The organism is Azotobacter chroococcum (assembly GCF_002220155.1).
GTDB lineage: Bacteria > Pseudomonadota > Gammaproteobacteria > Pseudomonadales > Pseudomonadaceae > Azotobacter > Azotobacter chroococcum.
This window is the reverse complement of record NZ_CP011835.1, coordinates 3,418,425-3,444,176: the sequence shown is the minus strand read 5'-3', so window position 1 is coordinate 3,444,176 and position 25,752 is coordinate 3,418,425. Positions and strand designations below refer to the sequence as shown.

Annotated in this window: 22 protein-coding genes; 15 read left to right on the top strand and 7 right to left on the bottom strand. The window is 66.7% G+C overall.

Annotated features, from left to right (window positions below):
* Positions 1-3: 3 nt before the first annotated feature.
* The gene (gene xseA / locus ACG10_RS15980) at positions 4-1,374 is read right to left on the bottom strand and encodes an exodeoxyribonuclease VII large subunit (protein WP_089169915.1); all 1,371 of its coding nucleotides are present in this window, start codon (positions 1,372-1,374) and stop codon (positions 4-6) included.
* A 161-nt stretch (positions 1,375-1,535) separates the two neighbouring features.
* Here xseA and ACG10_RS15975 point away from each other — a divergent pair, with 161 nt between their 5' ends.
* Positions 1,536-2,192 (top strand): TIGR02117 family protein, encoded by a 657-nt coding sequence (locus ACG10_RS15975; RefSeq protein ID WP_089168965.1) that lies wholly within the window; start codon positions 1,536-1,538, stop codon positions 2,190-2,192.
* A gap of 168 nt (positions 2,193-2,360) precedes the next feature.
* Here ACG10_RS15975 and ACG10_RS15970 read toward each other — a convergent pair whose 3' ends face one another.
* Positions 2,361-3,338, bottom strand: a complete 978-nt coding sequence (locus tag ACG10_RS15970) for a D-2-hydroxyacid dehydrogenase family protein (protein ID WP_089168964.1) — start codon at positions 3,336-3,338, stop codon at positions 2,361-2,363.
* Positions 3,339-3,531: 193 nt separating this feature from the next.
* Here ACG10_RS15970 and ACG10_RS15965 point away from each other — a divergent pair, with 193 nt between their 5' ends.
* From ACG10_RS15965 to tadA, 6 genes are all read left to right on the top strand, one after another.
* Positions 3,532-5,340 carry a 3'-5' exonuclease gene (locus tag ACG10_RS15965; RefSeq protein WP_089168963.1) on the top strand — a complete coding sequence of 603 codons (1,809 nt, stop codon included), beginning with the start codon at positions 3,532-3,534 and terminating at the stop codon, positions 5,338-5,340.
* Positions 5,341-5,403: 63 nt separating this feature from the next.
* Entirely contained in the window at positions 5,404-6,873 is a 1,470-nt protein-coding gene (guaB, locus tag ACG10_RS15960; protein WP_039802489.1) for an IMP dehydrogenase, read from the top strand.
* Positions 6,874-7,098: 225 nt separating this feature from the next.
* On the top strand, positions 7,099-8,679 hold the full coding sequence (gene guaA / locus ACG10_RS15955; protein WP_089168962.1) for a glutamine-hydrolyzing GMP synthase: 1,581 nt from the start codon (positions 7,099-7,101) through the stop codon (positions 8,677-8,679).
* 494 nt (positions 8,680-9,173) lie between these two features.
* Positions 9,174-9,542, top strand: a complete 369-nt coding sequence (locus ACG10_RS15950; protein ID WP_089168961.1) for a 2Fe-2S iron-sulfur cluster-binding protein — start codon at positions 9,174-9,176, stop codon at positions 9,540-9,542.
* Between the two features lie 224 nt (positions 9,543-9,766).
* Complete coding sequence (locus tag ACG10_RS15945) at positions 9,767-11,137, top strand: multicopper oxidase family protein (protein ID WP_089168960.1); 1,371 nt, start codon at positions 9,767-9,769, stop codon at positions 11,135-11,137.
* A 39-nt stretch (positions 11,138-11,176) separates the two neighbouring features.
* The gene (tadA, locus tag ACG10_RS15940) at positions 11,177-11,653 is read left to right on the top strand and encodes a tRNA adenosine(34) deaminase TadA (RefSeq protein ID WP_089168959.1); all 477 of its coding nucleotides are present in this window, start codon (positions 11,177-11,179) and stop codon (positions 11,651-11,653) included.
* A gap of 12 nt (positions 11,654-11,665) precedes the next feature.
* Here the strand turns inward: tadA and mltF are convergent, their stop codons facing one another.
* Positions 11,666-13,135 carry a membrane-bound lytic murein transglycosylase MltF gene (gene mltF / locus ACG10_RS15935; protein WP_089168958.1) on the bottom strand — a complete coding sequence of 490 codons (1,470 nt, stop codon included), beginning with the start codon at positions 13,133-13,135 and terminating at the stop codon, positions 11,666-11,668.
* Positions 13,136-13,295: 160 nt separating this feature from the next.
* Between mltF and purL the strand changes: the two genes are divergently transcribed.
* Together purL and ACG10_RS15925 are read left to right on the top strand one after the other, a co-directional pair.
* Positions 13,296-17,192 carry a phosphoribosylformylglycinamidine synthase gene (gene purL / locus ACG10_RS15930; RefSeq protein ID WP_089168957.1) on the top strand — a complete coding sequence of 1,299 codons (3,897 nt, stop codon included), beginning with the start codon at positions 13,296-13,298 and terminating at the stop codon, positions 17,190-17,192.
* 117 nt (positions 17,193-17,309) lie between these two features.
* Positions 17,310-17,627: a Nif3-like dinuclear metal center hexameric protein gene (locus ACG10_RS15925; protein WP_089168956.1), complete on the top strand. Its 318-nt coding sequence runs from the start codon at positions 17,310-17,312 to the stop codon at positions 17,625-17,627.
* 63 nt (positions 17,628-17,690) lie between these two features.
* On the opposite strand, the gene ACG10_RS15920 is transcribed toward ACG10_RS15925, so the two are convergent.
* Positions 17,691-18,194 carry a L,D-transpeptidase family protein gene (locus ACG10_RS15920; protein WP_089168955.1) on the bottom strand — a complete coding sequence of 168 codons (504 nt, stop codon included), beginning with the start codon at positions 18,192-18,194 and terminating at the stop codon, positions 17,691-17,693.
* A 20-nt stretch (positions 18,195-18,214) separates the two neighbouring features.
* Entirely contained in the window at positions 18,215-18,781 is a 567-nt protein-coding gene (locus ACG10_RS15915; RefSeq protein WP_089168954.1) for an NUDIX hydrolase, read from the bottom strand.
* A 118-nt stretch (positions 18,782-18,899) separates the two neighbouring features.
* On the opposite strand from ACG10_RS15915, the gene ACG10_RS15910 reads away from it, so the two are divergent.
* The 3 genes from ACG10_RS15910 to purT all read left to right on the top strand — a co-directional run bounded on the left by ACG10_RS15910 (position 18,900) and on the right by purT (position 21,006).
* Complete coding sequence (locus tag ACG10_RS15910) at positions 18,900-19,502, top strand: CoA pyrophosphatase (protein WP_089168953.1); 603 nt, start codon at positions 18,900-18,902, stop codon at positions 19,500-19,502.
* 75 nt (positions 19,503-19,577) lie between these two features.
* Positions 19,578-19,766 (top strand): DUF1289 domain-containing protein, encoded by a 189-nt coding sequence (locus ACG10_RS15905; RefSeq protein ID WP_408608416.1) that lies wholly within the window; start codon positions 19,578-19,580, stop codon positions 19,764-19,766.
* 58 nt (positions 19,767-19,824) lie between these two features.
* On the top strand, positions 19,825-21,006 hold the full coding sequence (gene purT / locus ACG10_RS15900; RefSeq protein WP_089168951.1) for a formate-dependent phosphoribosylglycinamide formyltransferase: 1,182 nt from the start codon (positions 19,825-19,827) through the stop codon (positions 21,004-21,006).
* Between the two features lie 33 nt (positions 21,007-21,039).
* On the opposite strand, the gene ACG10_RS15895 is transcribed toward purT, so the two are convergent.
* Positions 21,040-22,326: an HlyC/CorC family transporter gene (locus ACG10_RS15895; protein ID WP_089168950.1), complete on the bottom strand. Its 1,287-nt coding sequence runs from the start codon at positions 22,324-22,326 to the stop codon at positions 21,040-21,042.
* Positions 22,327-22,431: 105 nt separating this feature from the next.
* On the bottom strand, positions 22,432-23,232 hold the full coding sequence (locus ACG10_RS15890) for a cytochrome C assembly family protein (protein WP_089168949.1): 801 nt from the start codon (positions 23,230-23,232) through the stop codon (positions 22,432-22,434).
* Positions 23,233-23,387: 155 nt separating this feature from the next.
* Between ACG10_RS15890 and ffh the strand changes: the two genes are divergently transcribed.
* The 3 genes from ffh to rimM all read left to right on the top strand — a co-directional run bounded on the left by ffh (position 23,388) and on the right by rimM (position 25,751).
* Complete coding sequence (gene ffh, locus ACG10_RS15885) at positions 23,388-24,764, top strand: signal recognition particle protein (protein ID WP_089168948.1); 1,377 nt, start codon at positions 23,388-23,390, stop codon at positions 24,762-24,764.
* Positions 24,765-24,955: 191 nt separating this feature from the next.
* Complete coding sequence (gene rpsP / locus ACG10_RS15880) at positions 24,956-25,207, top strand: 30S ribosomal protein S16 (RefSeq protein ID WP_089168947.1); 252 nt, start codon at positions 24,956-24,958, stop codon at positions 25,205-25,207.
* 7 nt (positions 25,208-25,214) lie between these two features.
* Positions 25,215-25,751 carry a ribosome maturation factor RimM gene (rimM, locus tag ACG10_RS15875; RefSeq protein ID WP_089168946.1) on the top strand — a complete coding sequence of 179 codons (537 nt, stop codon included), beginning with the start codon at positions 25,215-25,217 and terminating at the stop codon, positions 25,749-25,751.
* The last annotated feature ends 1 nt before the right edge of the window (position 25,752 follow it).

Sequence of the window (25,752 nt, the reverse complement as noted above, 5' to 3'; positions counted from 1 at the left end):
GGTTCAGTCCGGCTGCGGCAGGGGAGAAGAAGGGGCTTCGACCCGCAAGTCCAGCTCGCCCTCGGCAAGGCGTGCGCGCAGGTGCTGGCCGGGGCGGGTCTGGGCGGCGGCGCGGATCGCCCGGCCCCGCTCGTCGAGGAGGATCGCATAGCCGCGGCCGAGGGTCGCCAGTGGGCTGACCGCCTGCAGGGTCTGCGCGGCGGCTTCGAGACGCTGGCGCCGCTCGCGCAGAGCACCCTGCATGGCGCGCGGCAGGCGCTCGCCCAGATGCTCCAGGCGCTGGCGCAGGAGGCCGAGCAGGCGTTCGGGATGCCGGGCGGCGAGGCGGGTGTCGAGGCGCGCCAGGCGTTCGGTGCCGTCCTGCAGACGGCGCTGCATGGCGCGCCTGAGGCGCAGTTCCAGGTCGTCGAGGCGCTGGGCCTGCTGCTGCAGGCGCTCGCCGGGATGGCGCAGGCGCCGGCGCAGGCCGTCGAGCTGCAGATGGCGGGCGGCGAGCAGGTGCTGCATGCGTTGCTGCAGGCGGCGCTGCAGGCTCTCGAGGCGGCGTGCGAGGTCGCTGCTGTCGGGGGCCAGCAGTTCGGCGGCGGCCGAGGGGGTCGGGGCGCGCAGGTCGGCGACGAAGTCGGCGATGGTCACGTCGGTCTCGTGGCCGACCGCGCTGACCAGCGGCGTCGCGCAGGCGGCGACGGCGCGGGCCACGGCTTCCTCGTTGAAGCACCAGAGGTCCTCCAGCGAGCCGCCGCCGCGGGCCAGGATCAGCGCGTCGAAGCCCTGGCGGTCGGCCAGTTCGAGGGCATGGACGATCTGCGCGACCGCTTCGCGGCCCTGCACCGCGGTGGGCACCAGGGTCAGCTCGACCTGCGGCGCGCGGCGGCGGAACACCGAGACGATGTCGCGGATCACCGCGCCGGTCGGCGAGCTGACGATGCCGATGCGCTGCGGATGGGCCGGCAGCGCCCGCTTGCGCCCGGCGGCGAACAGGCCTTCGGCGGCGAGCCGCTCCTTGAGCGCCTCGAAGGCCAGGCGCAGGGCGCCGTCACCGGCCGGCTCGAGCAGATCGAGGATCAGCTGGAAGTCGCCGCGCCCCTCGTACAGCGAGACCTTGCCGCGCACCCGCACCGCCAGCCCGTCGCGCAGGATCTCGCGCACGCGCAGGGCGTTCTGCCGGAACAGCGCGCAGCGCACCTGGGCCTGGCGGTCCTTGAGGGTGAAGTAGAGGTGGCCGGAGGCCGGGCGGGCGAGGTTGGAGATCTCGCCCTCGACCCAGACCTGGGCGAACACGTCCTCCAGCAGCAGGCGGGCGCGGCCGTTGAGCTGGCTGACGGTGAGGATTTCCCGGTCGAGGCCGAGTCGCTGGAAGGGATCGTTGAACATGGCCGGCATGATAAGCCGCCACGGCGACGGCGGGAACCGCGCTGGCACCCGCGTTCCGGCCTGGATGTATCGGTGTGCTCATGGCGGAGCGGCCGTGAAGGCCATGGCGCTCCGGGGTTGTCTGTGTCTTATGCTGGAGTACCGCTCATGAAAGCCATGCCATGAAGAAGATTCTGTGGGTGATACTGTTGGTGCTCATCTCGGGATGTTCGGCGCAACCTGCCGTGGTTCCGCCTTCCGAGGGCAGCGCGGGGAAGAGTGATAACGAAATATATATAGTGAGCCATGGATGGCATACGGGCTTCGTTCTTCCGGCAGACGATGTGCAAAGACGGCTTCCCGAACTGCAGAAGCGGTTTGGAAACACGGCCTATATCGAGTTTGGCTGGGGGGACGAGGGGTTTTATCAGGCTGAAGCAGTCACCTCAGGACTAACGCTGAAGGCAATATTCTGGCCGAGCGTATCTGTGATGCATGCGGTTGCTGTGCCGGTTGCGGTCAATGAGTATTTTTCCGGCCATGAGATGGCGAAGCTGTGTCTCACCGATGGCGAGCTTCGCTCATTGGTGGACTTTATCGAAGGCAGTTTTTACAAGGATGAAAGGGGAGAAATACGCAGGTTGGGAGATGGTATCTATGGGGATAGCCAGTTCTACAAGGGGGTAGGTGAATATCACCTGATGAATACTTGCAATAAGTGGACGGCGAAGGGTTTGAGAAGCGCCGGAGTGGATATATTTCCTGCCTTCAAATTGACTGCAGGCAGCATCATGAAGTCGATCGCGAAGATTGAGTGCAATACCCGATCAGTCCCCTGAGCTGTTGGTCTTGCCCAAGGGGCAACGGATCGGAATGTCTTTCAACGCCCTCTCCCCGCTGGGGAAGCTGGCATCCTGGCCAACTTCCTTCTTCCCCGCTCCTCGGCTTTAGCCTTCTACATCCATGCGGATGTTTCCCATGCATGAAAGGGCGGAGTCCTCGTATGCCTAGTGCCCCGCCAGCACCTGCGGATTGGCCAGGTTGCGCGGCTCGCCGGCGAAGAACGCCAGCAGGTTGTCGAAGGCGTCGCCGAAGTACAGCTCGTAGCCGTGCCTCTCGACGTAGCCCAGGTGCGGGGTGCAGAGCACCCGCGGGTGGTTCAGCAGCGGGTGGCCGGGGTCGAGGATCGGCTCCTGCTCGAACACGTCGAGGGCGGCGAAGCCGGGACGGCCGGCGTCCAGGGCGCGGAGCAGGGCGCCGGGGGCGATCAGTTCGGCGCGGCTGACGTTGACCAAGAGGGCGTCGGGCTTCATCCGCGCCAGGTCGTCGAAGCCGACGATGTGCCGGGTGGCGGGCGCCAGGCGCAGGTTGAGGCTGAGCACGTCGGCTTCGGCGAAGAAGGCTTCGCGGGAGGCGGCGGCGCGGTGGCCGTGGGCGGCGGCGGCTTGGCGCGAGGCCTCGCTGCCCCAGACCAGCACCGGCATCTCGAAGGCCTCGGCGTAGCGGGCCAGGCGCTGGCCGATCTTGCCGTAGCCCCAGATGCCGAGGGTCAGCCCGGCCAGGCGCTCGCCGAGGTTGGTCTGCCAGCGGCCTTCATGGAAGGCGGCGATGGCCGGCAGCAGCTGGCGGCGGGCGTTGAGGATCAGCGCCCAGGCCAGCTCCGCCGGAGCGACCGGCGAGCCGCGCCCCTCGGCCACGGCGACGCCGTGGCGGGTGCAGGCGTCGAGGTCGAGGTGGGCGGCGATCCTGCCGGTCTGGCTGATCAGCCTGAGTCGGGGCAGGCGGGCCAGCAGGGCTTCGTCGATGCGCGTGCGCTCGCGGGTCAGCACCAGCGCGTCGGCGCTGGCGAAGCGCTCGGCGAGGCGCTGCGGATCGCTCTCGGCGTCGTGGAAGATCTCGACGCTGTGGCCGGAGTCGCGCAGCCGGGCGAAGCAGTCGAGGCGGCGGATGGCGTCCTGGTAATCGTCGGGGATGACGATGTGCATGGCGGTGATTCCTTGGCGGGGGAGGCCGATTTCTAGCAGAGAGCGTCCGGGGCCGCCACGGTCGGCAGGGCATTGAGCCGGAAGCGAGCCGGTGGCGAAGTGAGACGTTCGTGCGAGAAATCCTCTACCATGGGCGGCTTTCGTCCCGCCCCGCCCGGGCGGAATCCGTCGCCACCGGATACCGGGAGCTGCCATGGCCGTATTCATTCCGCCGCTCGGCGCCTGCCTTGCCCGCCTGACGGCGGGGCAGCGGCAGGTCGCCCGCGCCCTGCAGGACAGCTTCGCCGACGACTGCTTGGTCTGGTGCGGCCTGCCTTCCGGCGGGGAGCAGCGCCAGCCCGATTTCATCGTCCTGCATCCCGAACACGGCCTGCTGCTCCTCGAGGTGCGCGACTGGACGGCGGGCAGCCTCAAGCGGATGTCCCGCGCCACCTGCATCCTGGAAACCGCCGAGGGGCGCCGGGAGCTGGCGCATCCTCTGGCTCTCGGGCGGCAGTTCGCCGTGCAGGCGCTGCAGGCGCTGCTGCGCAGCCCATCTTTGCGCCGTGGCGAGGGCAGTGACGCCGGCCGGCTGGCCTGCCCCATTGGCTGGGGCCTGGTGTTCAGCGATATTTCCCGTGCCCAGGTGGAGCAGGGCATCCCGCCCGAGGCGCGCGAGCGGCTGCTGCCGGAGCGGCAGGTGCTCTACCGGGACGATCTGCGCGAGGCAGCGCCCGAGGCCTTCCGCCAGCGCCTGTGGCGGATCTCCGGGCCGGGCTTTCCCTGCCGGCTGACGCGGGCGCAGATCGAGCGCATCCGCTGGCACCTGTTTCCCGAGCTGCGCATCGGCGCCGACGGCCTGCCGGCGCCCGATGGTGCGCGGGTCATGGACTTGCAGCAGGAGCGGCTGGCCCGCAGCCTGGGCGAGGGGCACCGGGTCATCCACGGGGCGACCGGCTCCGGCAAGACGCTGATTCTCGGCTACCGCTGCCTGCAACTGGCCGGGACGCTGGACAAGCCGATCCTGGTGTTGTGCTTCAACATCGGCCTGGCGGCCAGGCTGCGCCGCTTCGTCGACTCGCGCAGCCTCGGCGGGCGGGTGCAGGTCCACCACTTCCACGACTGGTGCGAGCAGCAGCTCAAGACCTGGCAGGTCGAGGTGCTGGAGGGCGAGGACGAGCACTACTGGCGCCTGGCCGACTCGGTGATCGGCGCTGTGGAGCGCGGGCAGATTCCGCGGGGCCAGTACGGCGCCCTGCTGATCGACGAGGGGCACGATTTCGAGCCGGAATGGCTGCGTCTGCTGGCCCGGATGGTCGATCCGCACAGCAATTCGCTGCTGCTGCTCTACGACGATGCCCAGGCGATCTACAGGAAACGCTCGGCGCTGGGCTTCAGCCTGGCCAGCGTCGGCATCCAGGCCCGGGGCCGTAGCAGCGTGCTGCGCCTCGACTACCGCAATACCCGGGAAATCCTCGAGTTCGCCTGCCGTCTGGCCAGGGATCATCTGCCCGAAGGCAAGGGCGACATTCCGCTGGTCGAGCCGCAGGCGGCCGGGGTGTCGGGGCCGCTGCCGGTGGTGCGGCGCTTCGAGCGGCAGGCCGGGGAGATCGGGCATGCCGCCGGTTGCCTGCAGCAATGGCATGCCGAGGGCGTGGCCTGGAAGGACATGGCGGTGCTCTATCCGGACGGCGGCGCCGGCCGGGCGATGGGCGAGGCGCTGGCCGCACTCGGCATTCCCCACGTCTGGCTGGGTAGCGGCGAGGCCTGCTGTGCGGAAACCGACCAGGTGGCGATCATGACCATCCACGGCAGCAAGGGCCTGGAGTTTTCCCGGGTGGTGCTGCTCGATGCCTCTTTCGTGGCCCAGGGCGAGGAGGCCGACAGCTCGCTGCCCGAGCGGATGCGGCTGCTCTATGTCGGCATTACCCGGGCCAGGCAGCAGCTGCTGGTCGGCTTCCACCGCAACAACGCGGTTGCCCGGGCGCTGAGCGGCGGCGAACTGAGCCGTTACGCACATTGAGCCGAGGTGGGGGGCTGGGTATAATGTCGCGCTTCCATTTTTTCCCGCCTGGGAGCCCCCGCCATGTTGCGTATCAGTCAAGAAGCCCTGACTTTCGACGATGTTCTTCTGATTCCTGGATATTCCGACGTACTGCCCAAGGATGTCAGCCTCAAGACTCGCCTGACGCGCGGCATCGAGCTCAACATTCCGCTGGTGTCCGCCGCCATGGACACCGTCACCGAGGCCCGGCTGGCCATCGCCATGGCCCAGGAAGGCGGCATCGGCATCATCCACAAGAACATGACCATCGAGCAGCAGGCCGCCGAGGTGCGCAAGGTCAAGCGCTTCGAGTCCGGGGTGGTCAAGGATCCGATCACCATCGATGCCGACGCCACTGTTCGCGACCTCTTCGACCTGACCCGCCAGCACAACATCTCCGGCGTGCCGGTGCTTTCCAACGGCGATCTGGTGGGTATCGTCACCTCCCGTGACGTGCGTTTCGAAAGCCGCCTGGATGCCCGGGTGCGCGAGGTGATGACGCCGAAGGAGCGTCTGGTCACCCTGCGCGAGGGCGCCGACAAGGAGGAGGCGCGCCAGCTGCTGCACAAGCACCGCATCGAGCGCGTGCTGATCGTCGACGACGCCTTCCGCCTGAAGGGCATGATGACCGTCAACGACATCGAGAAGGCCAAGGCCTACCCGCTGGCCAGCAAGGACGACCAGGGCCGCCTGCGCGTCGGCGCCGCGGTGGGCACCGGCGCCGAGACGCCGGACCGGGTGGCCGCGCTGGTCGCCGCCGGGGTCGACGTGGTGGTGGTGGATACCGCCCACGGCCACTCCAAGGGCGTGATCGAGCGGGTGCGCTGGGTCAAGCAGAACTTCCCCGAGGTCCAGGTGATCGGCGGCAACATCGCCACCGGCGAGGCAGCCAAGGCATTGGCCGAGGCCGGCGCGGATGGCGTCAAGGTCGGCATCGGGCCGGGCTCGATCTGCACCACCCGGATCGTTGCCGGGGTCGGCGTGCCGCAGATCAGCGCCATCGCCAACGTCGCCGCCGCCCTGCAGGGCACCGGCGTGCCGCTGATCGCCGACGGCGGCATCCGCTTCTCCGGCGACCTGTCCAAGGCCATCGTCGCCGGCGCCTACTGCGTGATGATGGGCTCGATGTTCGCCGGCACCGAGGAGGCGCCGGGCGAGGTCGAGCTGTTCCAGGGTCGTTCCTACAAGGCCTATCGCGGCATGGGCTCGCTGGGCGCCATGGCGCAGACCCAGGGCTCGTCCGACCGCTACTTCCAGGACTCCTCGGCCGGCGCCGAGAAGCTGGTGCCGGAAGGCATCGAGGGGCGCGTGCCGTACAAGGGCGCGCTGGCGGCGATCATCCACCAGCTGATGGGCGGCCTGCGTGCCTCCATGGGCTACACCGGCAGCGCCGACATCGAGACGATGCGCACCAGGCCGCAATTCGTGCGCATCACCGGCGCCGGCATGGCCGAGTCCCATGTGCACGACGTGCAGATCACCAAGGAGGCGCCCAACTACCGCGTCGGCTGAAAAATCGATTTGACGCTGCTGCGCTTGGCCATGCCGCGTTGGAAAGAGGTTCGGAATGCTCATTTGCTTCAGCAAACTCCGCTTCCTCGCCTCTTTCCGCCTTGCCTGACCTGCGCTCGCGACGCGGCAAATCGATTTTCAAGAACTGAAGACACGGGGCTGCTGCTGTTGTGAAAAAACGGGGCAGCCCCGCGTCGTTTGTGAATTCCGCCAAGAGAGATGGCCATGGCCCACCAAGACATCCACGCCCACCGCATCCTGATCCTGGATTTCGGCTCCCAGTACACCCAGCTGATTGCCCGCCGGGTGCGCGAGATCGGCGTCTATTGCGAGCTGCACCCGTTCGACATGAGCAACGAGGACATCCGTGCCTTCGCCCCGCGTGGCATCATCCTCGCCGGCGGGCCGGAGTCGGTGCACGAGGCCGACAGCCCGCGTGCGCCGCAGGCGGTGTTCGACCTGGGCGTGCCGCTTTTCGGCATCTGCTACGGCATGCAGACCATGGCCGAGCAGCTTGGCGGCAAGGTGCAGGGCTCGGACCTGCGCGAGTTCGGCTACGCCCGCGTCGATGTGGTCGGCAAGGCGCGCCTGCTCGACGGCATCGAGGACCACGTGGACGACGACGGCGTGCTCGGCCTCGACGTGTGGATGAGCCACGGCGACAAGGTCACCGGGATTCCCGAAGGCTTCCATGTGCTGGCCAGCACCCCGAGCTGCCCAATCGCCGCCATGGCCGACGACAAGCGCAGCTACTACGGCGTGCAGTTCCACCCGGAAGTGACCCACACCAAGCAGGGTCTGCGCATCCTCTCCCGCTTCGTGCGCGAGATCTGCGGCTGCGAGGCGCTGTGGACCCCGTCCAATATCGTCGAGGACGCCATCGCCCAGGTACGCGCCCAGGTCGGCGGCGCCAACGTGCTGCTCGGCCTCTCCGGCGGCGTCGACTCCTCGGTGGTTGCCGCGCTCTTGCACCGCGCCATCGGCGACCGCCTGACCTGCGTGTTCGTCGACAACGGCCTGCTGCGCCTGCACGAGGGCGACCAGGTGATGGCCATGTTCGCCGAGAACATGGGCGTCAAGGTGATCCGCGCCGATGCCGAGGCGCAGTTCCTCGCCAACCTGGCCGGCGTTTCCGACCCGGAGCAGAAGCGCAAGATCATCGGCCGCACCTTCATCGAGGTGTTCGACGCCGAGGCGGCCAGGCTCGAGGGCATCAAGTTCCTCGCCCAGGGCACCATCTACCCCGACGTGATCGAGTCGGCCGGCGCCAAGACCGGCAAGGCCCACGTGATCAAGTCGCACCACAACGTCGGCGGCCTGCCCGAGGACATGAACCTCAAGCTGGTCGAGCCGCTGCGCGAACTGTTCAAGGACGAGGTGCGCAAGATCGGCCTGGAGCTGGGCCTGCCCTACGACATGGTCTACCGCCACCCGTTCCCCGGCCCGGGCCTGGGCGTGCGCATCCTCGGCGAGGTGAAGAAGGAGTACGCCGATCTGCTGCGCCGTGCCGACCACATCTTCATCGAGGAACTGCACAACTTCGACTGGTACCACAAGACCAGTCAGGCCTTCGTGGTGTTCCAGCCGGTGAAGTCGGTGGGTGTGGTCGGCGACGGCCGCCGCTACGCCTGGGTGGTCGCCCTGCGCGCGGTGGAAACCGTCGACTTCATGACCGCGCGCTGGGCGCATCTGCCCTACGAGCTGCTGGAGAAGGTCTCCAACCGGATCATCAACGAGATCGACGGCATCTCCCGCGTCACCTACGACGTCTCGAGCAAGCCGCCGGCAACCATCGAGTGGGAGTGAGGTGCCGGCCCGTACGCCGGGCGTCCGTCATCGCGCTTCCCCGCCTGCTGTCTGCTGCCGATGCCCTCTCGGGCGTCGGCAGCGTCCTTTTCCGAACACGGCTCCTTCCGCTTCGGGCAGTTGTGCTGCCTTCCTCGTCCATGCCCTCCACAGTGCGGAACTATGCTGTGCAACATGAAGTTTTTATTCGCATTTGAGAAATCAGTGCAAGTAAGAAATATATAAAAGTCCCGGCGAGACAGCCGTGAAAGTTATTTAGATACTTTGCTAATGATTTGCACGGAAACTTTTTTGAAAAATTTCCATGATTAAAATCATTGTGCTGGCGGATTTCCCTAAGTACTATCGTCCTCACGGTCCTTGAGGGTAAAGGGCTGTCTCTACAGTGATTTACAACTTTCGCAAGTTGCTATTCAGTGTTGCCGCGCCTCCGCGATTAATGTGGCGGATGCACGTGAGTTGGTCTGGTAATTAATTACGGAAAGGATTTTTGTATGGCTACGATTTATTTCTCTTCGCCGCTCATGCCGCATAACAAGAAAGTCGAAGCAGTCGCCGGCAAGCGTTCCACGCTGCTGGGCGTTGCCCAGGAAAACGGCATCAAGATCCCTTTCGAGTGCCAGGATGGTAAGTGTGGTTCCTGTCTGGTCAAGATCACCCACCTCGATGGCGAGCGTATCAAGGGCATGATGCTGACCGACAAGGAGCGGAGTGTTCTCAAGTCCGTCGGCAAGCTGCCGAAGTCCGAAGAGGAGCGCGCTGCCGTGCGTGATATCCCGCCGACCTACCGTCTGGCCTGCCAGACCATCGTTACCGACGAAGACCTGCTGGTCGAGTTCACCGGAGAGCCGGGCGGCGCCTGATCGCCCCGGTCTTCGCCAAAAACCCCATGGCCGTTGCGGCCATGGGGTTTTTCGTTTCCGGATCTGCAGGCGAGGTTGCAGCCCGGGCGACGCGGGCAGGTTGTTGATGCGGCGATGGTTGATCTCGCTGGATAATGAGAAACTATTTCATCCATCGCCGAATACCGTGCCCACGAACGACCGCCTGATGAGGGCTGTGCCCGGCCGGGCAGGAGACTGACTTCATGAGTTTTACCCGCAGACAGATCCTCGCCGGCCTGGCCGGCGTTTCCGTGCTCGGCCTGGGCGCCGGCGGCGCGCGCTACTGGCTGGGCCGGCCGGAGGAGGCGAGAACCCACGACTACGAGCTGATCGCCGCGCCGCTGGACGTGGAACTGGTGCCGGGACACAGGACCTCCGTCTGGGCCTACGGCGGCCAGGCGCCGGGGCTGGAGTTGCGCGCGCGGCAGGGCGACTGGCTGCGGGTGCGCTTCGTCAACCGCCTGCCCGAACCGAGCACCATCCACTGGCACGGCATCCGTCTGCCGCTGGAGATGGACGGCGTGCCCTATGTGTCGCAACTGCCGGTGCTGCCGGGCGAGTATTTCGATTACCGCTTCCGGCTGCCGGACGCCGGCAGCTTCTGGTACCACCCGCACACCGCCAGCGGCGAGCAGCTCGGCCGCGGGCTGGTCGGTCCCTTGATCGTCGAGGAGCGCGAGCCCAGCGGTTTCCGCCATGAGCGCACGCTGAGCCTGAAGAGCTGGCATGTCGACGGGCAGGGCGTCTTCGGCGAGTTCAGCGTGCCGCGCGAGGCGGCCCGCGGCGGCACGCCGGGGCGGCTGACCACGGTCAACGGCGAGGCGGCGCCGACCCTGGTACTGCCCGCCGGGCAGATCGTGCGCCTGCGTATTCTCAACCTCGACAATACCCTGACCTATCGCCTCAACCTGCCGGATGCCGAGGCGCGCATCTACGCGCTGGACGGCAACCCCGTCGCGCCGCGCCCGCTGGGCAAGGAATACTGGCTGGGCCCGGGCATGCGCATCGAGCTGGGCCTCCGGGTGCCGGCGGCCGGGGTGGAGTTGCCGCTGCGCAACGGTCCGCTGCGCCTGGCGACCCTGAAGAGCGTGGACGGCGGCGAGGCGCCCGGCGACTGGCCGGCCGCGCTGCCGGCCAACCCCGTCCCGGAGCCCGATCTGGCTGTTGCAGAGAGCCTGCGCTTCAACTTCGAGTGGGCCGGCGCCCTGTCGACGAACATGGAGCAGGGCGGGGCCTTCAAGTTCTGGCAGATCAACGGCCAGGCCTGGGACATCAACGACAAGAGCTGCGCCGAGCGGCCCATCGCCACCCTGCAGCAGGGCCGCAGCTACATCTTCGAGCTGCGCAACGTCAGCCAGTACCAGCATCCGATCCATCTGCACGGAATGACCTTCAAGGTGCTGGATTCCAACCGCCGGAAGATCACCCCGTACTTCACCGACACCTATCTTTTGGGGCGCAACGAAACCGCGCGGGTCGCCCTGGTGGCGGACAATCCCGGGCTATGGATGTTCCACTGCCATGTGGTCGACCACATGGAGACGGGGCTGATGGCGGCGATCAAGGTGGCGTAGGGACACCCCTTTCCGTGATTCCCGATCCGATGCTTATTCATGAAAAACCTGCAGATCATCGACCGTAGTCAGGACGAGCGTTTCATGCGCGAAGCGCTGGTCCTGGCTGCCGAAGGAGCTGAACTGGGCGAGGTGCCGGTGGGCGCCGTGCTGGTGCGGGGCGGCGAGATCGTCGGGCGCGGCTTCAATTGCCCGATCTCCCGCCGCGATCCCAGTGCCCATGCCGAGATGGTGGCGATCCGCACCGCCGCCGCCGCGCTGGACAACTACCGGCTGCCCGGCAGCACCCTGTACGTGACGCTGGAGCCCTGCAGCATGTGCGCCGGGCTGATCGTCCATGCGCGCGTCGCCCGGGTGGTGTTCGGCGCCAGCGAGCCGCGCGCCGGGGTGGCGGTCAGTCGCGGGGCCTTCTTCGCCCAGGACTTTCTCAACCACCGGGTGCTGGTCGAGGGCGGGCTGCTGGCGGAGGAGTGCGGAGCGATTCTCAAGGCCTTCTTCAAGGCGCGGCGCGGCTGAGGCCGGCGGGTTCTACAGCTGCGGCTTGGCGGCCGGCGGCTCGCTCTTCGGCAGGCCGGGCACGTGTAGGCCGCGTTCGGCGATGCGCGAGCCTTCCATCTGCGGCTGGGTCACCCAGGTGAGGATGTCGTAGTAGCGGCGGATGTTGGCGACGAAGTGCACCGGCTCGCCACCGCGGGCATAGCCGTAGCGGGTCTTGCTGTACCACTTCTTTTCCGACAGGCGCGGCAGCATCTTCTTCACGTCCAGCCACTTGTCGGGGTTCAGGCCGGCGGCCTTGGTCAGCTTGCGGGCGTCGTCCAGGTGGCCGCTGCCGACGTTGTAGGCGGCCAGGGCAAACCAGCTGCGGTCGGGCTCCTGGATGCTCTCCGGCAGCCCCTGGTGGACGTGGACGAAGTACTTGGCGCCGCCGTGGATGCTCTGCTTGGGATCGAGGCGGTTGGCCACGCCCATCGCTTCGGCGGTGCGCTGGGTGAGCATCATCAGGCCGCGGACCCCGGTCTTGGAGGTGGCGCTCGGCTGCCACTGGGATTCCTGGTAGCCGATGGCGGCCAGCAGGCGCCAGTCGACCCCCTGCTTCTTCGCCGCCGCGCGAAAGTGCTGTTCGTAGCGCGGCAGGCGCTGCTGCAGGTGCTTGGCGAAGGTATAGGCGCCGACATAGCCGAGCACCTCGACATGCCCGTAGTAGCGCTCCTTCAGCTGCTGCAGGATGCCCTTCTTCTGGGCCTGGGCGAGGAAGGTGTCGACCTTCTCCAGCAGGCTGCGATCACTGCCGGCGGCCACCGCCCAGCTCAATGCGCGGGCATCGCCCAGGTCGAAGGCCACGCGCACGTTGGGGAAGTACACCTGGTTCATCGCCAGCTCGTTGGAGTCGACCAGGGTCAGGTCGATCTGCCCCTCGTCGACCATGTGCAGCAGGTCGGCGATTTCCAGCTCGGCGGTTTCCTCGTATTTCAGCTCCGGCAGCTGCTGCTTGATCTCCGCCAGCTGGTCGGCATGGCTGCTGCCCTTGAGCACCAGGATGCGCTTGCCGACCAGGTCCTGCGGACGGGTGGGGCGGCGCTGACCGTTGCGGTAGACGACCTGCGGGGTGACCTCCATGTAGGGCCGGGAGAACAGCGCCAGGTGGCTGTGCGCCAGGCTGGGGATCAGGCCGGGGGTGGCCAGTTCGGGGCCGTTGGGCTGGTTGAGCTGGACGAAGATGGCATCGAGGTTGTCCGCGGTTTCGATCTGCAGGCCGACGCCCAGGTCGTCGGCGAAGCGCTTGACCAGTTCGTATTCGAAGCCGGTTTCGCCGTTGCGGTCCTGGAAGTAGGTGGCCGGGCTGTTGCGGGTGACGACCCGCAGCACACCCTCCTCCTGCACGCGCTGGAGGGTCGACGGCCGGGGAGACTCGCTGCAACCCATGAGCATCAGGAAAAGTAAGGTCGGCAACAGCCGGCGGTGGGCGCGGCGCCCGCGGAGCGCGGTTCGGTCGGTCATGGCCGTAGTATACGCAATTCGATAGGCCAGTGGCGCAGCCGCCGGCGGGCTGCCGGACGCGGCCCTGCCGGGCGCCCGGCAGCCCGCGTCCTTAGCGTCCGGCGCCTCCATGGAGTAGAATGGACCGCTTCCAAGCTCCCCCTTCGAGGCTGTTCCGACGATGTTGATCCTGCGCGGCGCTCCCGCCCTTTCCACCTTCCGTCACGGCAAGCTGCTCGATCAGTTGACCCAGAAGATCCCCGCCGTCGGCGGGCTGTATGCCGAGTTCGCCCACTTCGCCGAGGTGAGCGCCGCCCTTTCCGGCGACGAGGAGAAGGTGCTGGCCCGCCTGCTCGAGTACGGCCCCAGCGTGCCGGTGCAGGAGCCCGTCGGCCGGCTGTGTCTGGTCCTGCCGCGCTTCGGCACCATCTCGCCCTGGTCGAGCAAGGCCACCGACATCGCCCGCAACTGCGGCCTGGCCAAGATCGAGCGCCTCGAGCGCGGCATCGCCTACTACGTCGCCGGCGAGCTGTCCGAAAGCGACGCGCAGACCGTCGCCGCAGCGCTGCACGACCGCATGACCCAGCTGGTGCTGGACAGCCTGGAGCAGGCGGCCGGCCTGTTCAGCCACGCGCAGCCTAAGCCGCTGAGGGTGGTCGACGTGCTCGGTGGTGGGCGGGCGGCCCTGGAGCAGGCCAACCTGGCGCTGGGCCTGGCCCTGGCCGAGGACGAGATCGACTATCTGGTGAAGAGCTTCGGCGATCTGGGGCGCAATCCCCACGACATCGAGCTGATGATGTTCGCCCAGGCCAACTCAGAGCACTGCCGGCACAAGATCTTCAACGCCAGCTGGGACATCGATGGCGAGAGCCAGGACAAGTCGCTGTTCGGCATGATCAAGAACACCTACGAACTGCACCGCGAAGGCGTGCTGTCCGCCTACAAGGACAACGCCTCGGTGATCGAGGGCTTCACCGCCGGACGCTTCTTCCCGCAGCCGGGCAGCCACGAGTACGCCGCCCATCAGGAGCCGGTGCACATCCTGATGAAGGTGGAGACCCACAACCACCCGACCGCCATCGCTCCGTTCCCCGGCGCCTCCACCGGCTCCGGCGGCGAGATCCGCGACGAGGGTGCCACCGGCCGCGGCTCCAAGCCCAAGGCCGGCCTGGTCGGCTTCACCGTCTCCAACCTGCAGATCCCCGGCTTCGAGCAGCCGTGGGAGAAGGCCTACGGCAAGCCCGAGCGCATCGTCAGCGCGCTGGACATCATGATCGAGGGCCCGCTGGGCGGCGCCGCGTTCAACAACGAATTCGGCCGTCCGGCCCTGACCGGCTACTTCCGCACCTTCGAACAGGCCATCGACACCCCGCGTGGCGAGGAAGTGCGCGGCTACCACAAGCCGATCATGCTCGCCGGCGGCCTGGGCAACATCCGCGCCGAGCACGTGCAGAAGGGCGAGATCTCGGTCGGCGGCAAGCTGATCGTGCTCGGCGGCCCGGCCATGCTCATCGGCCTGGGCGGCGGTGCCGCCTCGTCGATGGCCACCGGTGCCAGCTCGGCCGACCTGGACTTCGCCTCGGTGCAGCGCGAGAACCCGGAAATGGAACGCCGCTGCCAGGAGGTCATCGACCGCTGCTGGCAGATGGGCGACAAGAACCCGATCAAGTTCATCCATGACGTCGGTGCCGGCGGCCTGTCCAACGCCTTCCCCGAGCTGATCAACGACGGCGGCCGCGGTGGCCGCTTCGAGCTGCGCAACGTGCCCAACGACGAGCCGGGCATGAGCCCGCTGGAAATCTGGTGCAACGAGTCGCAGGAGCGCTATGTGCTCAGCGTCGACGCCGCCGATCTCGAGACCTTCAAGGCCATCTGCGAACGCGAGCGCTGCCCCTTCGCGGTGGTCGGCGAGGCCACCGAGGAGCGTCAGCTCACCGTGGCCGACAGTCATTTCGCCAACAACGCCGTGGACATGCCGCTCGAGGTGTTGCTCGGCAAGCCGCCGCGCATGCACCGTTCGGTGAGCCGCGAGACCGAATTGGGCGACGACTTCAGCGCCGCCGGCCTTGATCTGGGCGAGGCGGTCGAGCGCGTGCTGCGCCACCCGGCGGTGGCCAGCAAGAGCTTCCTGATCACCATCGGCGACCGCTCGATCACCGGCCTGGTGGCCCGCGACCAGTTCGTCGGCCCGTGGCAGGTGCCGGTGGCCGACTGCGCCGTCACCGCCACCGCCTTCGACGTCTACACCGGCGAAGCCATGGCGATGGGCGAACGCACCCCGCTGGCCCTGCTCGATGCCCCGGCCTCCGGGCGCATGGCGGTCGGCGAGACCCTCACCAACCTGGCGGCAGCGAGCATCGCGCGGCTCTCCGACATCAAGCTGTCGGCCAACTGGATGGCCGCCGCCGGCCATCCGGGCGAGGACGCGCGCCTGTACGACACCGTGAAGGCGGTCGGCATGGAGCTGTGCCCGGCGCTCGGCATCACCATTCCGGTGGGCAAGGACTCCATGTCGATGAAGACCCGCTGGCAGGAGGCCGGCGAGGACAAGAGCGTCACCGCGCCGCTGTCGCTGATCGTCTCCGGCTTCACTCCGGTGCAGGACATCCGCAAGACCCTGACCCCGCAGCTGCGCCTCGACAAGGGCGAGACCGATCTGGTGCTGATCGACCTGGGCCGCGGGCGGAACCGCCTGGGTGGCTCGATCCTCGCCCAGGTGTACGGCCGGCTCGGTCGCGAGGTGCCGGACGTTGATGACGCCGAGGACCTCAAGGCCTTCTTCGCGGTGATCCAGGGGCTGAATGCCGACGGCCATCTGCTGGCCTACCACGACCGCTCCGACGGCGGCCTGCTCGCCACCGTGCTGGAGATGGCCTTCGCCGGCCACTGCGGCCTGAACCTCTGTCTCGATGGTCTGGCCGACAGTCGCGACGAACTGGCCGGTGTGTTGTTCAGCGAGGAGCTGGGGGCGGTGATCCAGGTACGTCAGGACGCCACCCCGGAAGTGCTGGCGCAGTTCAGCGCTGCCGGTCTGGACGACTGCGTGGCGGTGATCGGCCGGCCGCTCAATGGTGCCGAGGTGACCGTCAGCTTCAACGGCGAGGCGGTGTTCGCCGCCGAGCGCCGCGTGCTGCAGCGCCAGTGGAGCGAGACCAGCTACCAGATCCAGCGCCTGCGCGACAACGCCGAGTGCGCCGATCAGGAGTTCGACGCCATTCTCGAGGAGGACAACCCCGGACTGTCGGTGAAGCTCTCCTTCGACGTCGAGCAGGATATTGCCGCGCCTTACATCAAGCGGGGCGTACGCCCGCAGGTGGCCATCCTCCGCGAGCAGGGCGTCAACGGCCAGGTGGAGATGGCGGCGGCCTTCGACCGCGCCGGCTTCGCCGCGATCGACGTGCACATGAGCGACATCCTCGCCGGGCGCGTCGATCTGGCCGAGTTCAAGGGGCTGGCGGCCTGCGGCGGCTTCTCCTACGGCGACGTGCTCGGCGCCGGCGAGGGCTGGGCCAAGTCGATCCTGTTCAACAGCCGTGCCCGTGATGCCTTCCAGGCCTTCTTCGAGCGCAAGGACAGCTTCGCCCTCGGCGTGTGCAACGGCTGCCAGATGATGTCCAACCTGCACGAGCTGATCCCCGGCACCGAATTCTGGCCGCACTTCGTGCGCAACCGCTCGGAACAGTTCGAGGCGCGGGTGGCCATGGTGCAGGTGCAGGAGTCGGCCTCGATCTTCCTGCAGGGCATGGCCGGCTCGCGCCTGCCGATCGCCATCGCCCATGGCGAGGGGCATGCCGAGTTCGAGAGCGAGGAGGCCTTGCTCGAGGCCGACCTGTCCGGCTGCGTGGCGCTGCGCTTCGTCGACAACCACGGCAAGGTCACCGAGCGCTATCCGGCCAACCCCAACGGCTCGCCGCGGGGGATCACCGGGCTGTCCAGCCGCGACGGCCGAGTGACCATCATGATGCCGCACCCGGAACGGGTGTTCCGCGCCGTGCAGAACTCCTGGCATCCGGAGGCCTGGCAAGAGGACGCCGGCTGGCTGCGGATGTTCCGCAACGCCCGGGTCTGGGTGGACTGACCGGGCGCTGCTGTTTTCCGGGTACGCCGGCACTGTTCCGGTCGTACCTTTCCATCATGGGAGGCGCTGGCCGGGCGCGTTGCGATGCCGGGCCTGCCTCGCCTTCGGGAGATTCCGATGTACAAGCTGTGCTTTTACGTACCGGAGAGTCATGTGGAAGCGGTCAAGGATGCCGTGTTTGCCGCCGGAGGCGGGCGTATCGGTGCTTACGACAGTTGCTGCTGGCAAGCCCTGGGGCAGGGGCAGTATCGCCCGCTCGAGGGCAGCCAGCCGTACCAGGGGCAGGCCGGCAAGCTGGAGCTGGTGGCCGAGTGGAAGGTGGAAATGGTGGTCGCCGACGAGCGCATTCATGATGCCGTCAAGGCGCTGAAAAAGGCCCATCCCTACGAGACGCCGGCCTTCGAAGTCTGGCGGCTGTCCGACATGCAGTTCTGATCCGTCCGGACGAGAGAAGCCCCGGCCCGTCGCTGACGAGTCGGGGCTTTTGGTCTTCCGGGATCAGGGGCGGATTTCGATCAGGGTGCCGTCCCTGACCAGGCTCCAGACCTCGCGCATGTCGTCGTTGCGCATGGCGATGCAGCCCTCGGTCCAGTCGAGCCCGTGGAAGTACCATTCGGGATAGTGCTCGTCCAGTGGCGTGCCATGGAGCATGATCATGCTGCCGGGCGACACGCCTTCGGCGCGGGCGCGGGCCTGGTCGCGGACGTTGGGGTAGGAAATGTGCATGGACAGGTTGAACTTGTCGCTGGCCTTGCGCCAGTCGAGCCAGTAGAGGCCTTCCGGGGTGCGCTGGTCGCCTTCGCGCAGCTTGGGGCCTCTGGGCTGCTTGCCCAGGGAAACCTTGTAGGACTTGAGCGGCTGCCCTTTGCTGAGCAGGTGCAGCTTGCGCTCGGATTTCACCACCAGCACCTTGTCGACGACTCGTCCATCGCCGGCAACGGGCACGCTGGCCTGCGAGAGGCCGGCAAGAAACAGGCAAAGGAATGCAAGCAACCAGCGCATCGAAAGTTCCCTATCAGCGATCAGGATTGTTCCAGGGGGTTCGTCAGGAGTGTGTGCAAGGGCGCAAGCGGTTCGTTGCGCACCGGGTAGAACTGCCGAACCCGGTCCTTGAAGAAATATTCTAGGGTATGACCGACCGTCGGAAAAGCCAGCTCTGGCCAGGGGATGTCAGCTTCATGAAAGAGGCGCACCTCAAGGCTCTCCGCGCCGGCGGCAAAGTCGGCAGCGACCAGGCGGGCGCGGAAGAATACATGCACCTGCTGGATGTGTGGTAGATCGAACAGGGTATACAGCGCGAGTCCTTCGACGCGCGCGCAGGCCTCCTCCAGGGTTTCCCGGGCCGCTGCCTGCTCCATGGTTTCGTCGTTCTCCATGAACCCGCCGGGCAGCGTCCAGAAGCCGCGGCGCGGTTCGATGGCCCGCCGGCACAGCAGGAGTTGCCCGTCCCAGAGCGGCAGGCAGCCGGCGACTATCCGGGGGTTCTGGTAATGCACGGTGTGGCAGGCGGGACAGACGAAGCGCGGACGATGGTCGCCGCTGGGTATCTGCCAGTTCAGCGAGCTGCCGCATTGGCTGCAGAATTTCATGGGGGCTTTCCCGAGCATTGGTTGTCGGCCACCGCCGACGCCGCGGGTGGAGCGAGGCTTGGGCGGGCTGTGCGGTTCGTGTCATGATGTTTTCATGGAGTAAAGATAGAGAATGACGATGCAGGAAGATCTACTCCGACGCGTGCGCAGCTATTCGCCCCGGCTCCTGGAGTCCGCTGGGCGTTTTTCCGAAGCGGCGGTGCTGATGCCGATCACCCGCAGCGACGAGCCCGAGCTGGTGCTGACCCTGCGCGCCAGCGGCTTGTCCACCCACGGCGGCGAAGTGGCCTTTCCCGGCGGGCGCCGCGATCCGGAAGATCTCGATCTGGTCCGCACCGCCCTGCGCGAGGCGGAGGAGGAGATCGGCCTGCCGCCGGGGCTGGTCGAGGTGGTGGGGCCGCTCAGCCAGCTGGTGTCGCGTCACGGCATCCAGGTCACCCCGTACGTGGCGCTGGTGCCCGACTACGTCGAATACCGGCCCAACGACGGCGAGATCGCCGCGGTCTTCTCGGTGCCCCTGGCGTTCTTCTGCGAAGATCCTCGGGAAACCACCCACCGCATCGATCACGAGGGGCGCAGCTACTATGTGCCCTGTTACCGCTATGGCCCGTACAAGATCTGGGGACTGACGGCGATGATGGTGGTCGAGCTGGTGAATCTGTTGTTCGATGCAGGCATCGAAACCGGACATCAGCCGGCGAGCTTCGTCGAGCTGAGCTGAGGATGTGACGATGACGCCTCCTGCCGCCGCGTGCCCGGTGCGTGGCGAAGGTCGTGATTTCGCGGTTAAAGACTGATGAACGACGAACGACCCGTCCCTTCGCCCTGTGTGCAGTTGTGCGCCCTGGACGAGCATGATGTCTGCCTCGCCTGCCAGCGTACGGTGGATGAAATCAGACGCTGGCGACGATTGGACAATTTCGAACGTCGCCAGATACTGGCATTGTGCGCCGAACGGGCTCGCGCCAAGGGCCTGATCGCGTAGATTGCACCTGTTCGTGCCTCCGGGCGTGGGCAGGCCCCCTCATGTTGAAGGAAAATCCATGTCCCGTATTGGAACTCCGCTGTCGCCGAGCGCGACCCGTGTATTGCTCTGTGGCTCAGGCGAGCTGGGCAAGGAAGTGGTGATCGAGCTGCAGCGTTTCGGTGTGGAGGTGATCGCCGTGGATCGTTATGCCGATGCTCCGGCCATGCAGGTCGCCCACCGCAGCCACGTGATCAACATGCTCGATGGTGCTGCCCTGCGCGCGGTGATCGAGCAGGAGCGACCGCACTACATCGTGCCGGAAATCGAAGCCATCGCCACCACGACCCTGATCGAGCTGGAGCGCGAGGGCTTTACGGTGATTCCCAGCGCGCGTGCGGCCCATCTGACCATGAACCGCGAGGGTATCCGCCGTCTGGCCGCGGAAGAGCTGGGGTTGCCGACCTCGCCCTACCGGTTCGCCGACAGCTTCGAGGAGTACCGTGCGGCGGCGGAAGCGCTCGGCTTCCCCTGCGTGGTCAAGCCGATCATGAGTTCCTCCGGCAAGGGGCAGAGCCTGCTGAAAGGGCCGGAGCAGCTGCAGGCTGCCTGGGACTATGCACAGGAGGGCGGGCGTGCCGGCAAGGGGCGGGTGATCGTCGAGGGATTCATCGACTTCGACTACGAAATCACCCTGCTCACCGTGCGCCATGCCGGCGGTACCACCTTCTGCGCGCCCATCGGTCACCGCCAGGAGAAGGGTGACTATCAGGAGTCCTGGCAGCCGCAGGTGATGACCGCCGCGGCGCAGGCCGAGTCCGAGCGCATCGCCAGGACGGTCACCGAGGCGCTGGGCGGGCGCGGGCTGTTCGGCGTCGAGCTGTTCGTCAAGGGCGACCGGGTCTGGTTCAGCGAGGTTTCGCCGCGTCCCCACGACACCGGGCTGGTGACGCTGATTTCCCAGGATCTCTCCGAGTTTGCCCTGCACGCACGGGCCATTCTCGGACTGCCGATCCCGACGATTCGCCAGTTCGGGCCGGCCGCCTCGGCGGTGATCCTGGTCGAGGGCAGCTCCCGCGAGGTGAGCTTCGCCAATCTGGGTGCGGCGCTCGCCGAGCCGGATACGGCACTGCGCCTGTTCGGCAAGCCGGAAGTGGCAGGGCAGCGGCGGATGGGCGTGGCCCTGGCGCGGGACGCTTCGGTGGAGGCTGCACGGCAGAAGGCAACGCACGCCGCGCAGGCGGTCGAGGTGCTGCTGTAACGACTCCAGGCGGCTCGCGGGGCCGCCTTCCCGTCATTCGGTCGTCGGTGTCGACGAAGGCTGCGCTTCGGCCTCCCAGATTCGCACGTTTTTCACCCGGTTCCCCGTCGTTTCGAGGATCTCCAGGCGATAGGCGCCGATGCTCAGGCAGACCCCGCACTCGGGCATGCTTTGCAGGGCTTCGGTGATCAGTCCGTTGAGGGTCCGTGGGCCGTCGCTCGGCAGCTGCCAGCCGAGCACCTTGTTCACTTCGCGTATGTGGGCGGCGCCATCGATGATCTGGGCGCCGTCTTCCTGCGGCTGGATGTCCGGACCGAGCAGGCTGTCGCGGTTGGTGAACTCGCCGACGATCTCCTCCAGGATGTCCTCGAGGGTGACGATGCCCTGCACGTCGCCGTATTCGTCGACCACTATGGCGATGCGCCGCTTCTGCTGCTGGAAATGGATCAACTGGGTGGCCAGCGGCGTGTTCTCCGGGACGAAGTAGGGTTCCTGGCAGGCCTCGCGCAGATTCTCCTTGGTCAGCTGGTCCCGGGTGAGCAGGCGGGCGATGTGGCGCATGTGCACCACGCCATCGATCTGGTTGATATCTCCACGGAATACCGGCAGGCGTGTGTGCGAGGTGCTGCGCAGCTGGTCGACGATGGCTTCCAGCGTATCGTCCAGATCGATGCCGACGACCTCGTTGCGCGGGATCATGATGTCGTTGACGCTGACCCTCTCCAGATCGAGGATCCCGAGCAGCATGCCCTGCCGGTTCAACGGCAGCGCTTCGCCGGACTCGTGGAGCATGCTGCGCAGCTCCTCGCTGGTCAGGCTCTCGCTGCCCTGGCTGTGCGGGGCGATGCCGATCAGGCGGAGCAGACCGTTGCTGATCCAGCCGAGCAGGACTACCAGCGGGTAGAGGATCTTCTGCAGCTGTGCCAGCGGCAGGCTGAAAGGGTAGGCCACCATTTCCGGGCGTACGGCGGCCAGGGTCTTGGGGGTGATCTCGCCGAAGATCAGCAGGGCGAGGGTCAGGCCGAGGGTGGCGATGGCGATGCCGGCCTCGCCCCACAGGCGCGTGGCCAGCACGGTGGCGATGGCGGAGGCGAGGATGTTGACGAAGTTGTTGCCGATCAGGATGGTGCCGAGCAGGCGGTCGGGACGTTTAAGTAGCGCATTGGCGCGCTGGGCGCCGCGATGCCCCTCCCTGGCGCGGTGACGCAGGCGATAGCGGTTGAGGCTGAGCAGACCTGTTTCGGCGCTGGAGAAGAACGCCGAGCACAGCAGCAGAAAAATCAGCAGTCCGATCAGGTAACCGGGATGCAGGGCGTCCATGGGCGGTCCGGGGTGTGCGCGGGAGAGTGGACGAGGCATGCCTCCTGCCGGCTTGCCTGCCGGCAGGGACTGCCCTTGCGTCGGGCGGCCTTTCGGGATGGAGCGCTAGACATGCAGGATGAATTCGCGGACCAGCTTGCTGCCGAAGTAGGCGAGCATGAGCAGGCAGAAGCCGCTCAGAGTCCAGCGGATCGCCGTGTGCCCGCGCCAGCCGAGCCGGTGGCGGCCGACCAGCAGGGCGGCGAAGACCAGCCAGGCCAGGCAGGCGAGCAGGGTCTTGTGCACCAGATGCTGGGCGAACAGGTCGTCGAGGAACAGCCAGCCGGAGATCAGCGACAGCGAGAGCAGTCCCCAGCCGGCCCAGAGAAAGCTGAACAGCAGGCTCTCCATGGTCTGCAGCGGCGGGAAGTTGCGGGTCAGGCCGGAGGGATGCTTGTGCTTCAGCTGGTGATCCTGTAACAGCAGCAGCAGGGACTGGAACATGGCGATGGTGAGCATGCCGTAGGCGAGGATCGACAGCAGGATATGGGCGAGAATCCCGGGGTCCTCGTCGATTCCCTGCAGGGTGCCGACCGGCATGAACTGGGCCAGCAGCACGGTGAGTGCGCTCAGCGGCAGCAGCAGCAGCAACAGGTTCTCCACCGGCATGTAGCAGCTGGCGAGCAGGGTCAGGGCGATCACCGAGGCGGCAACCAGGCTGGAGGCATTGAAGAAGTGCAGGGTCAGGCCGTTCGGCCCCAGCAGTTGCGGAACCAGGCTGATGCCGTGGGCGATCAGGGCCAGGATGCCCAGCAGGAGCAGCAGGCGCTTGTCCGGCAGGCTGCGTCTGGCCAAGCGCACGCCTTGGTAGAGCGTGGCGGAGGCGTATAGACCGGCGGCGGCGAGGCTGGGCAGCAGTGGGTGCATGAGTCCGTGTCTGGCAGGTCCTAAAGCCCGGAGTGTGGCATATAACGGGCTTCTCACGAAAGACCGCCAGCGGTGTCGGCTCCAGGTGCCTTCGTTTATAATTGTCGGCCCGCTGCAAGCCCACCCAGGCTCTTCAGAGCCCGAAAGGAACGCGCATGTTCGAAAACCTTACCGATCGCCTTTCCCAGACCCTTCGCCATGTCACCGGCAAGGCCAAGCTGACCGAGGACAACATCAAGGACACCCTGCGCGAGGTGCGCATGGCCCTGCTCGAGGCCGATGTCGCGCTGCCGGTGGTCAAGGAGTTCGTCAATCGGATCAAGGAGCGTGCCGTCGGCACCGAGGTCTCGAAGAGCCTGACCCCGGGGCAGGCCTTCGTGAAGATCGTCCGTGCCGAACTGGAAGAGCTGATGGGGGCGGCCAACGAGGATCTGGCGCTGAATGCGGCGCCACCGGCGGTGGTGCTGATGGCCGGCCTGCAGGGGGCGGGCAAGACCACTACCGTGGGCAAGCTGGCGCGCTTCCTCAAGGAGCGCCGCAAGAAGTCGGTCCTGGTGGTTTCCGCCGACATCTATCGTCCGGCAGCGATCAAGCAGCTGGAAACTCTGGCCGGGGAGGTCGGCGTCACCTTCTTTCCGTCCGATGCCAGCCAGAAGCCAGTGGACATCGCCCAGGCGGCGATCCGCGAGGCCCGGCTCAAGTTCATCGACGTGGTGCTGCTGGATACCGCCGGTCGCCTGCACGTCGATGCCGAGATGATGGAGGAGATCAGGCTCCTGCATGCCGCCGTCAAACCGGTCGAGACCCTCTTCGTGGTTGATGCGATGACCGGCCAGGATGCCGCCAACACCGCCAAGGCCTTCGGCGACGCCCTGCCGCTGACCGGCGTGGTGCTGACCAAGGTGGATGGCGATGCGCGCGGCGGCGCGGCCCTGTCGGTCCGCTACATCACCGGCAAGCCGATCAAGTTCATCGGCATGGGTGAGAAGAGCGAGGCGCTGGAGCCCTTCCATCCAGATCGCATGGCCTCGCGCATCCTCGGCATGGGCGACGTGCTCAGCCTGATCGAGGAGGCCGAGCACAAGCTCGATCGCGAGAAGGCCGAGAAGCTCACCAGCAAGCTGAAGAAGGGCAAGGGCTTCGATCTGGAGGACTTCCGCGACCAGTTGCAGCAGATGAAGAACATGGGCGGGCTCGGCGGGCTGATGGACAAGTTGCCGGCCATCGGCGGCGTCAACCTGGCGCAGATGGGCAATGCCCAGGGTGTGGCGGAGAAGCAGTTTATGCAGATGGAGGCGATCATCAACTCCATGACTCCGGCCGAGCGTCGCGATCCGGACATGATCAGTGGTTCGCGCAAGCGCCGCATCGCCCTCGGCTCCGGCACCCAGGTGCAGGATGTCGGCCGGCTGATCAAGCAGCACAAGCAGATGCAGAAGATGATGAAGAAGTTCAGTGCCAAGGGGGGCATGGCCAAGATGATGCGCGGCATGAGCGGCATGTTCCCGGGCGGCCGGCTTCCCAAGGTCTAGTGGCCGGTTTGGCCGGCCCGGTTGCCCCGCCGGTTCCAGGGGCCCTGGGCGGTTCGGGGCGAGGTTCGTCGGCCGTCTGGTGAAAAGCCGTTTGCAAAACGCTGCATAACCTTTAGAATCTGCGGCCTTTCGGGCCATGAGCCCAGTATGCAATCTGGTTTTGCAGCACCGACTACAGGAACGATGTTCACATGGTAACCATCCGTCTTGCCCGTGGCGGCTCCAAGAAGCGCCCCTTCTACCACCTGACCGTGACCAACAGCCGCAACGCCCGCGACGGTCGTTTCGTCGAGCGCATCGGCTTCTTCAACCCGGTCGCCTCGGGTGCCGAAGTCAAGCTGTCCGTGGATCAGGCGCGTGCCGCCTACTGGCTGAGCCAGGGCGCCCAGCCGTCCGAGCGCGTTGCCCAGCTGCTCAAGGAAGCGGCCAAGGCGACTGCCTGAGTTCGCTATGGACACGACGCCTGCATCCGCCGATGAGCTGATCGTTCTCGGCAAGATCACTTCGGTGCACGGCGTCCGCGGGGAAGTGAAGGTCTATTCCTTCACCGATCCGATCGACAACCTGCTCGACTATCGTCGCTGGACGCTCAGGCGTGGCGATGAGTGGCGGCAGGCAGAGCTGGTCGGGGGCCGCCTGCAGGGCAGGGTCCTGGTAGCCAAGCTGAGGGGGGTCGATGATCGCGACGAGGCGCGCGCCTTGGCGGACTTCGAAATTCTCATTCCCCTCGCTCAACTGCCCCGGCTGGATGAAGGCGAGTACTACTGGCATCAGCTCGAAGGCTTGCGGGTAATCGACCAGGCGGGCCGCTTGCTCGGCAGGGTCGACCATCTGCTGGAAACCGGCGCCAACGATGTGCTGGTGGTCAGGGCCTGTGCTGGCAGTCTGGATGATCGCGAGCGCCTGCTGCCCTATACGGAGCAGTGCGTGCTGCGGGTGGATCTGGCCGCCGGTGAGATGCAGGTGGACTGGGATGCGGATTTCTGAG

Bases quoted from the DNA above. Each gene is read 5' to 3' on its own strand.
- xseA (WP_089169915.1), bottom strand. From the start codon at position 1,374: ATGTTCAACGATCCCTTCCAGCGACTCGGCCTCGACCGGGAAATCCTC.
- ACG10_RS15975 (WP_089168965.1), top strand. From the start codon at position 1,536: ATGAAGAAGATTCTGTGGGTGATACTGTTGGTGCTCATCTCGGGATGT.
- ACG10_RS15970 (WP_089168964.1), bottom strand. From the start codon at position 3,338: ATGCACATCGTCATCCCCGACGATTACCAGGACGCCATCCGCCGCCTC.
- ACG10_RS15965 (WP_089168963.1), top strand. From the start codon at position 3,532: ATGGCCGTATTCATTCCGCCGCTCGGCGCCTGCCTTGCCCGCCTGACG.
- guaB (WP_039802489.1), top strand. From the start codon at position 5,404: ATGTTGCGTATCAGTCAAGAAGCCCTGACTTTCGACGATGTTCTTCTG.
- guaA (WP_089168962.1), top strand. From the start codon at position 7,099: ATGGCCCACCAAGACATCCACGCCCACCGCATCCTGATCCTGGATTTC.
- ACG10_RS15950 (WP_089168961.1), top strand. From the start codon at position 9,174: ATGGCTACGATTTATTTCTCTTCGCCGCTCATGCCGCATAACAAGAAA.
- ACG10_RS15945 (WP_089168960.1), top strand. From the start codon at position 9,767: ATGAGTTTTACCCGCAGACAGATCCTCGCCGGCCTGGCCGGCGTTTCC.
- tadA (WP_089168959.1), top strand. From the start codon at position 11,177: ATGAAAAACCTGCAGATCATCGACCGTAGTCAGGACGAGCGTTTCATG.
- mltF (WP_089168958.1), bottom strand. From the start codon at position 13,135: ATGACCGACCGAACCGCGCTCCGCGGGCGCCGCGCCCACCGCCGGCTG.
- purL (WP_089168957.1), top strand. From the start codon at position 13,296: ATGTTGATCCTGCGCGGCGCTCCCGCCCTTTCCACCTTCCGTCACGGC.
- ACG10_RS15925 (WP_089168956.1), top strand. From the start codon at position 17,310: ATGTACAAGCTGTGCTTTTACGTACCGGAGAGTCATGTGGAAGCGGTC.
- ACG10_RS15920 (WP_089168955.1), bottom strand. From the start codon at position 18,194: ATGCGCTGGTTGCTTGCATTCCTTTGCCTGTTTCTTGCCGGCCTCTCG.
- ACG10_RS15915 (WP_089168954.1), bottom strand. From the start codon at position 18,781: ATGAAATTCTGCAGCCAATGCGGCAGCTCGCTGAACTGGCAGATACCC.
- ACG10_RS15910 (WP_089168953.1), top strand. From the start codon at position 18,900: ATGCAGGAAGATCTACTCCGACGCGTGCGCAGCTATTCGCCCCGGCTC.
- ACG10_RS15905 (WP_408608416.1), top strand. From the start codon at position 19,578: ATGAACGACGAACGACCCGTCCCTTCGCCCTGTGTGCAGTTGTGCGCC.
- purT (WP_089168951.1), top strand. From the start codon at position 19,825: ATGTCCCGTATTGGAACTCCGCTGTCGCCGAGCGCGACCCGTGTATTG.
- ACG10_RS15895 (WP_089168950.1), bottom strand. From the start codon at position 22,326: ATGGACGCCCTGCATCCCGGTTACCTGATCGGACTGCTGATTTTTCTG.
- ACG10_RS15890 (WP_089168949.1), bottom strand. From the start codon at position 23,232: ATGCACCCACTGCTGCCCAGCCTCGCCGCCGCCGGTCTATACGCCTCC.
- ffh (WP_089168948.1), top strand. From the start codon at position 23,388: ATGTTCGAAAACCTTACCGATCGCCTTTCCCAGACCCTTCGCCATGTC.
- rpsP (WP_089168947.1), top strand. From the start codon at position 24,956: ATGGTAACCATCCGTCTTGCCCGTGGCGGCTCCAAGAAGCGCCCCTTC.
- rimM (WP_089168946.1), top strand. From the start codon at position 25,215: ATGGACACGACGCCTGCATCCGCCGATGAGCTGATCGTTCTCGGCAAG.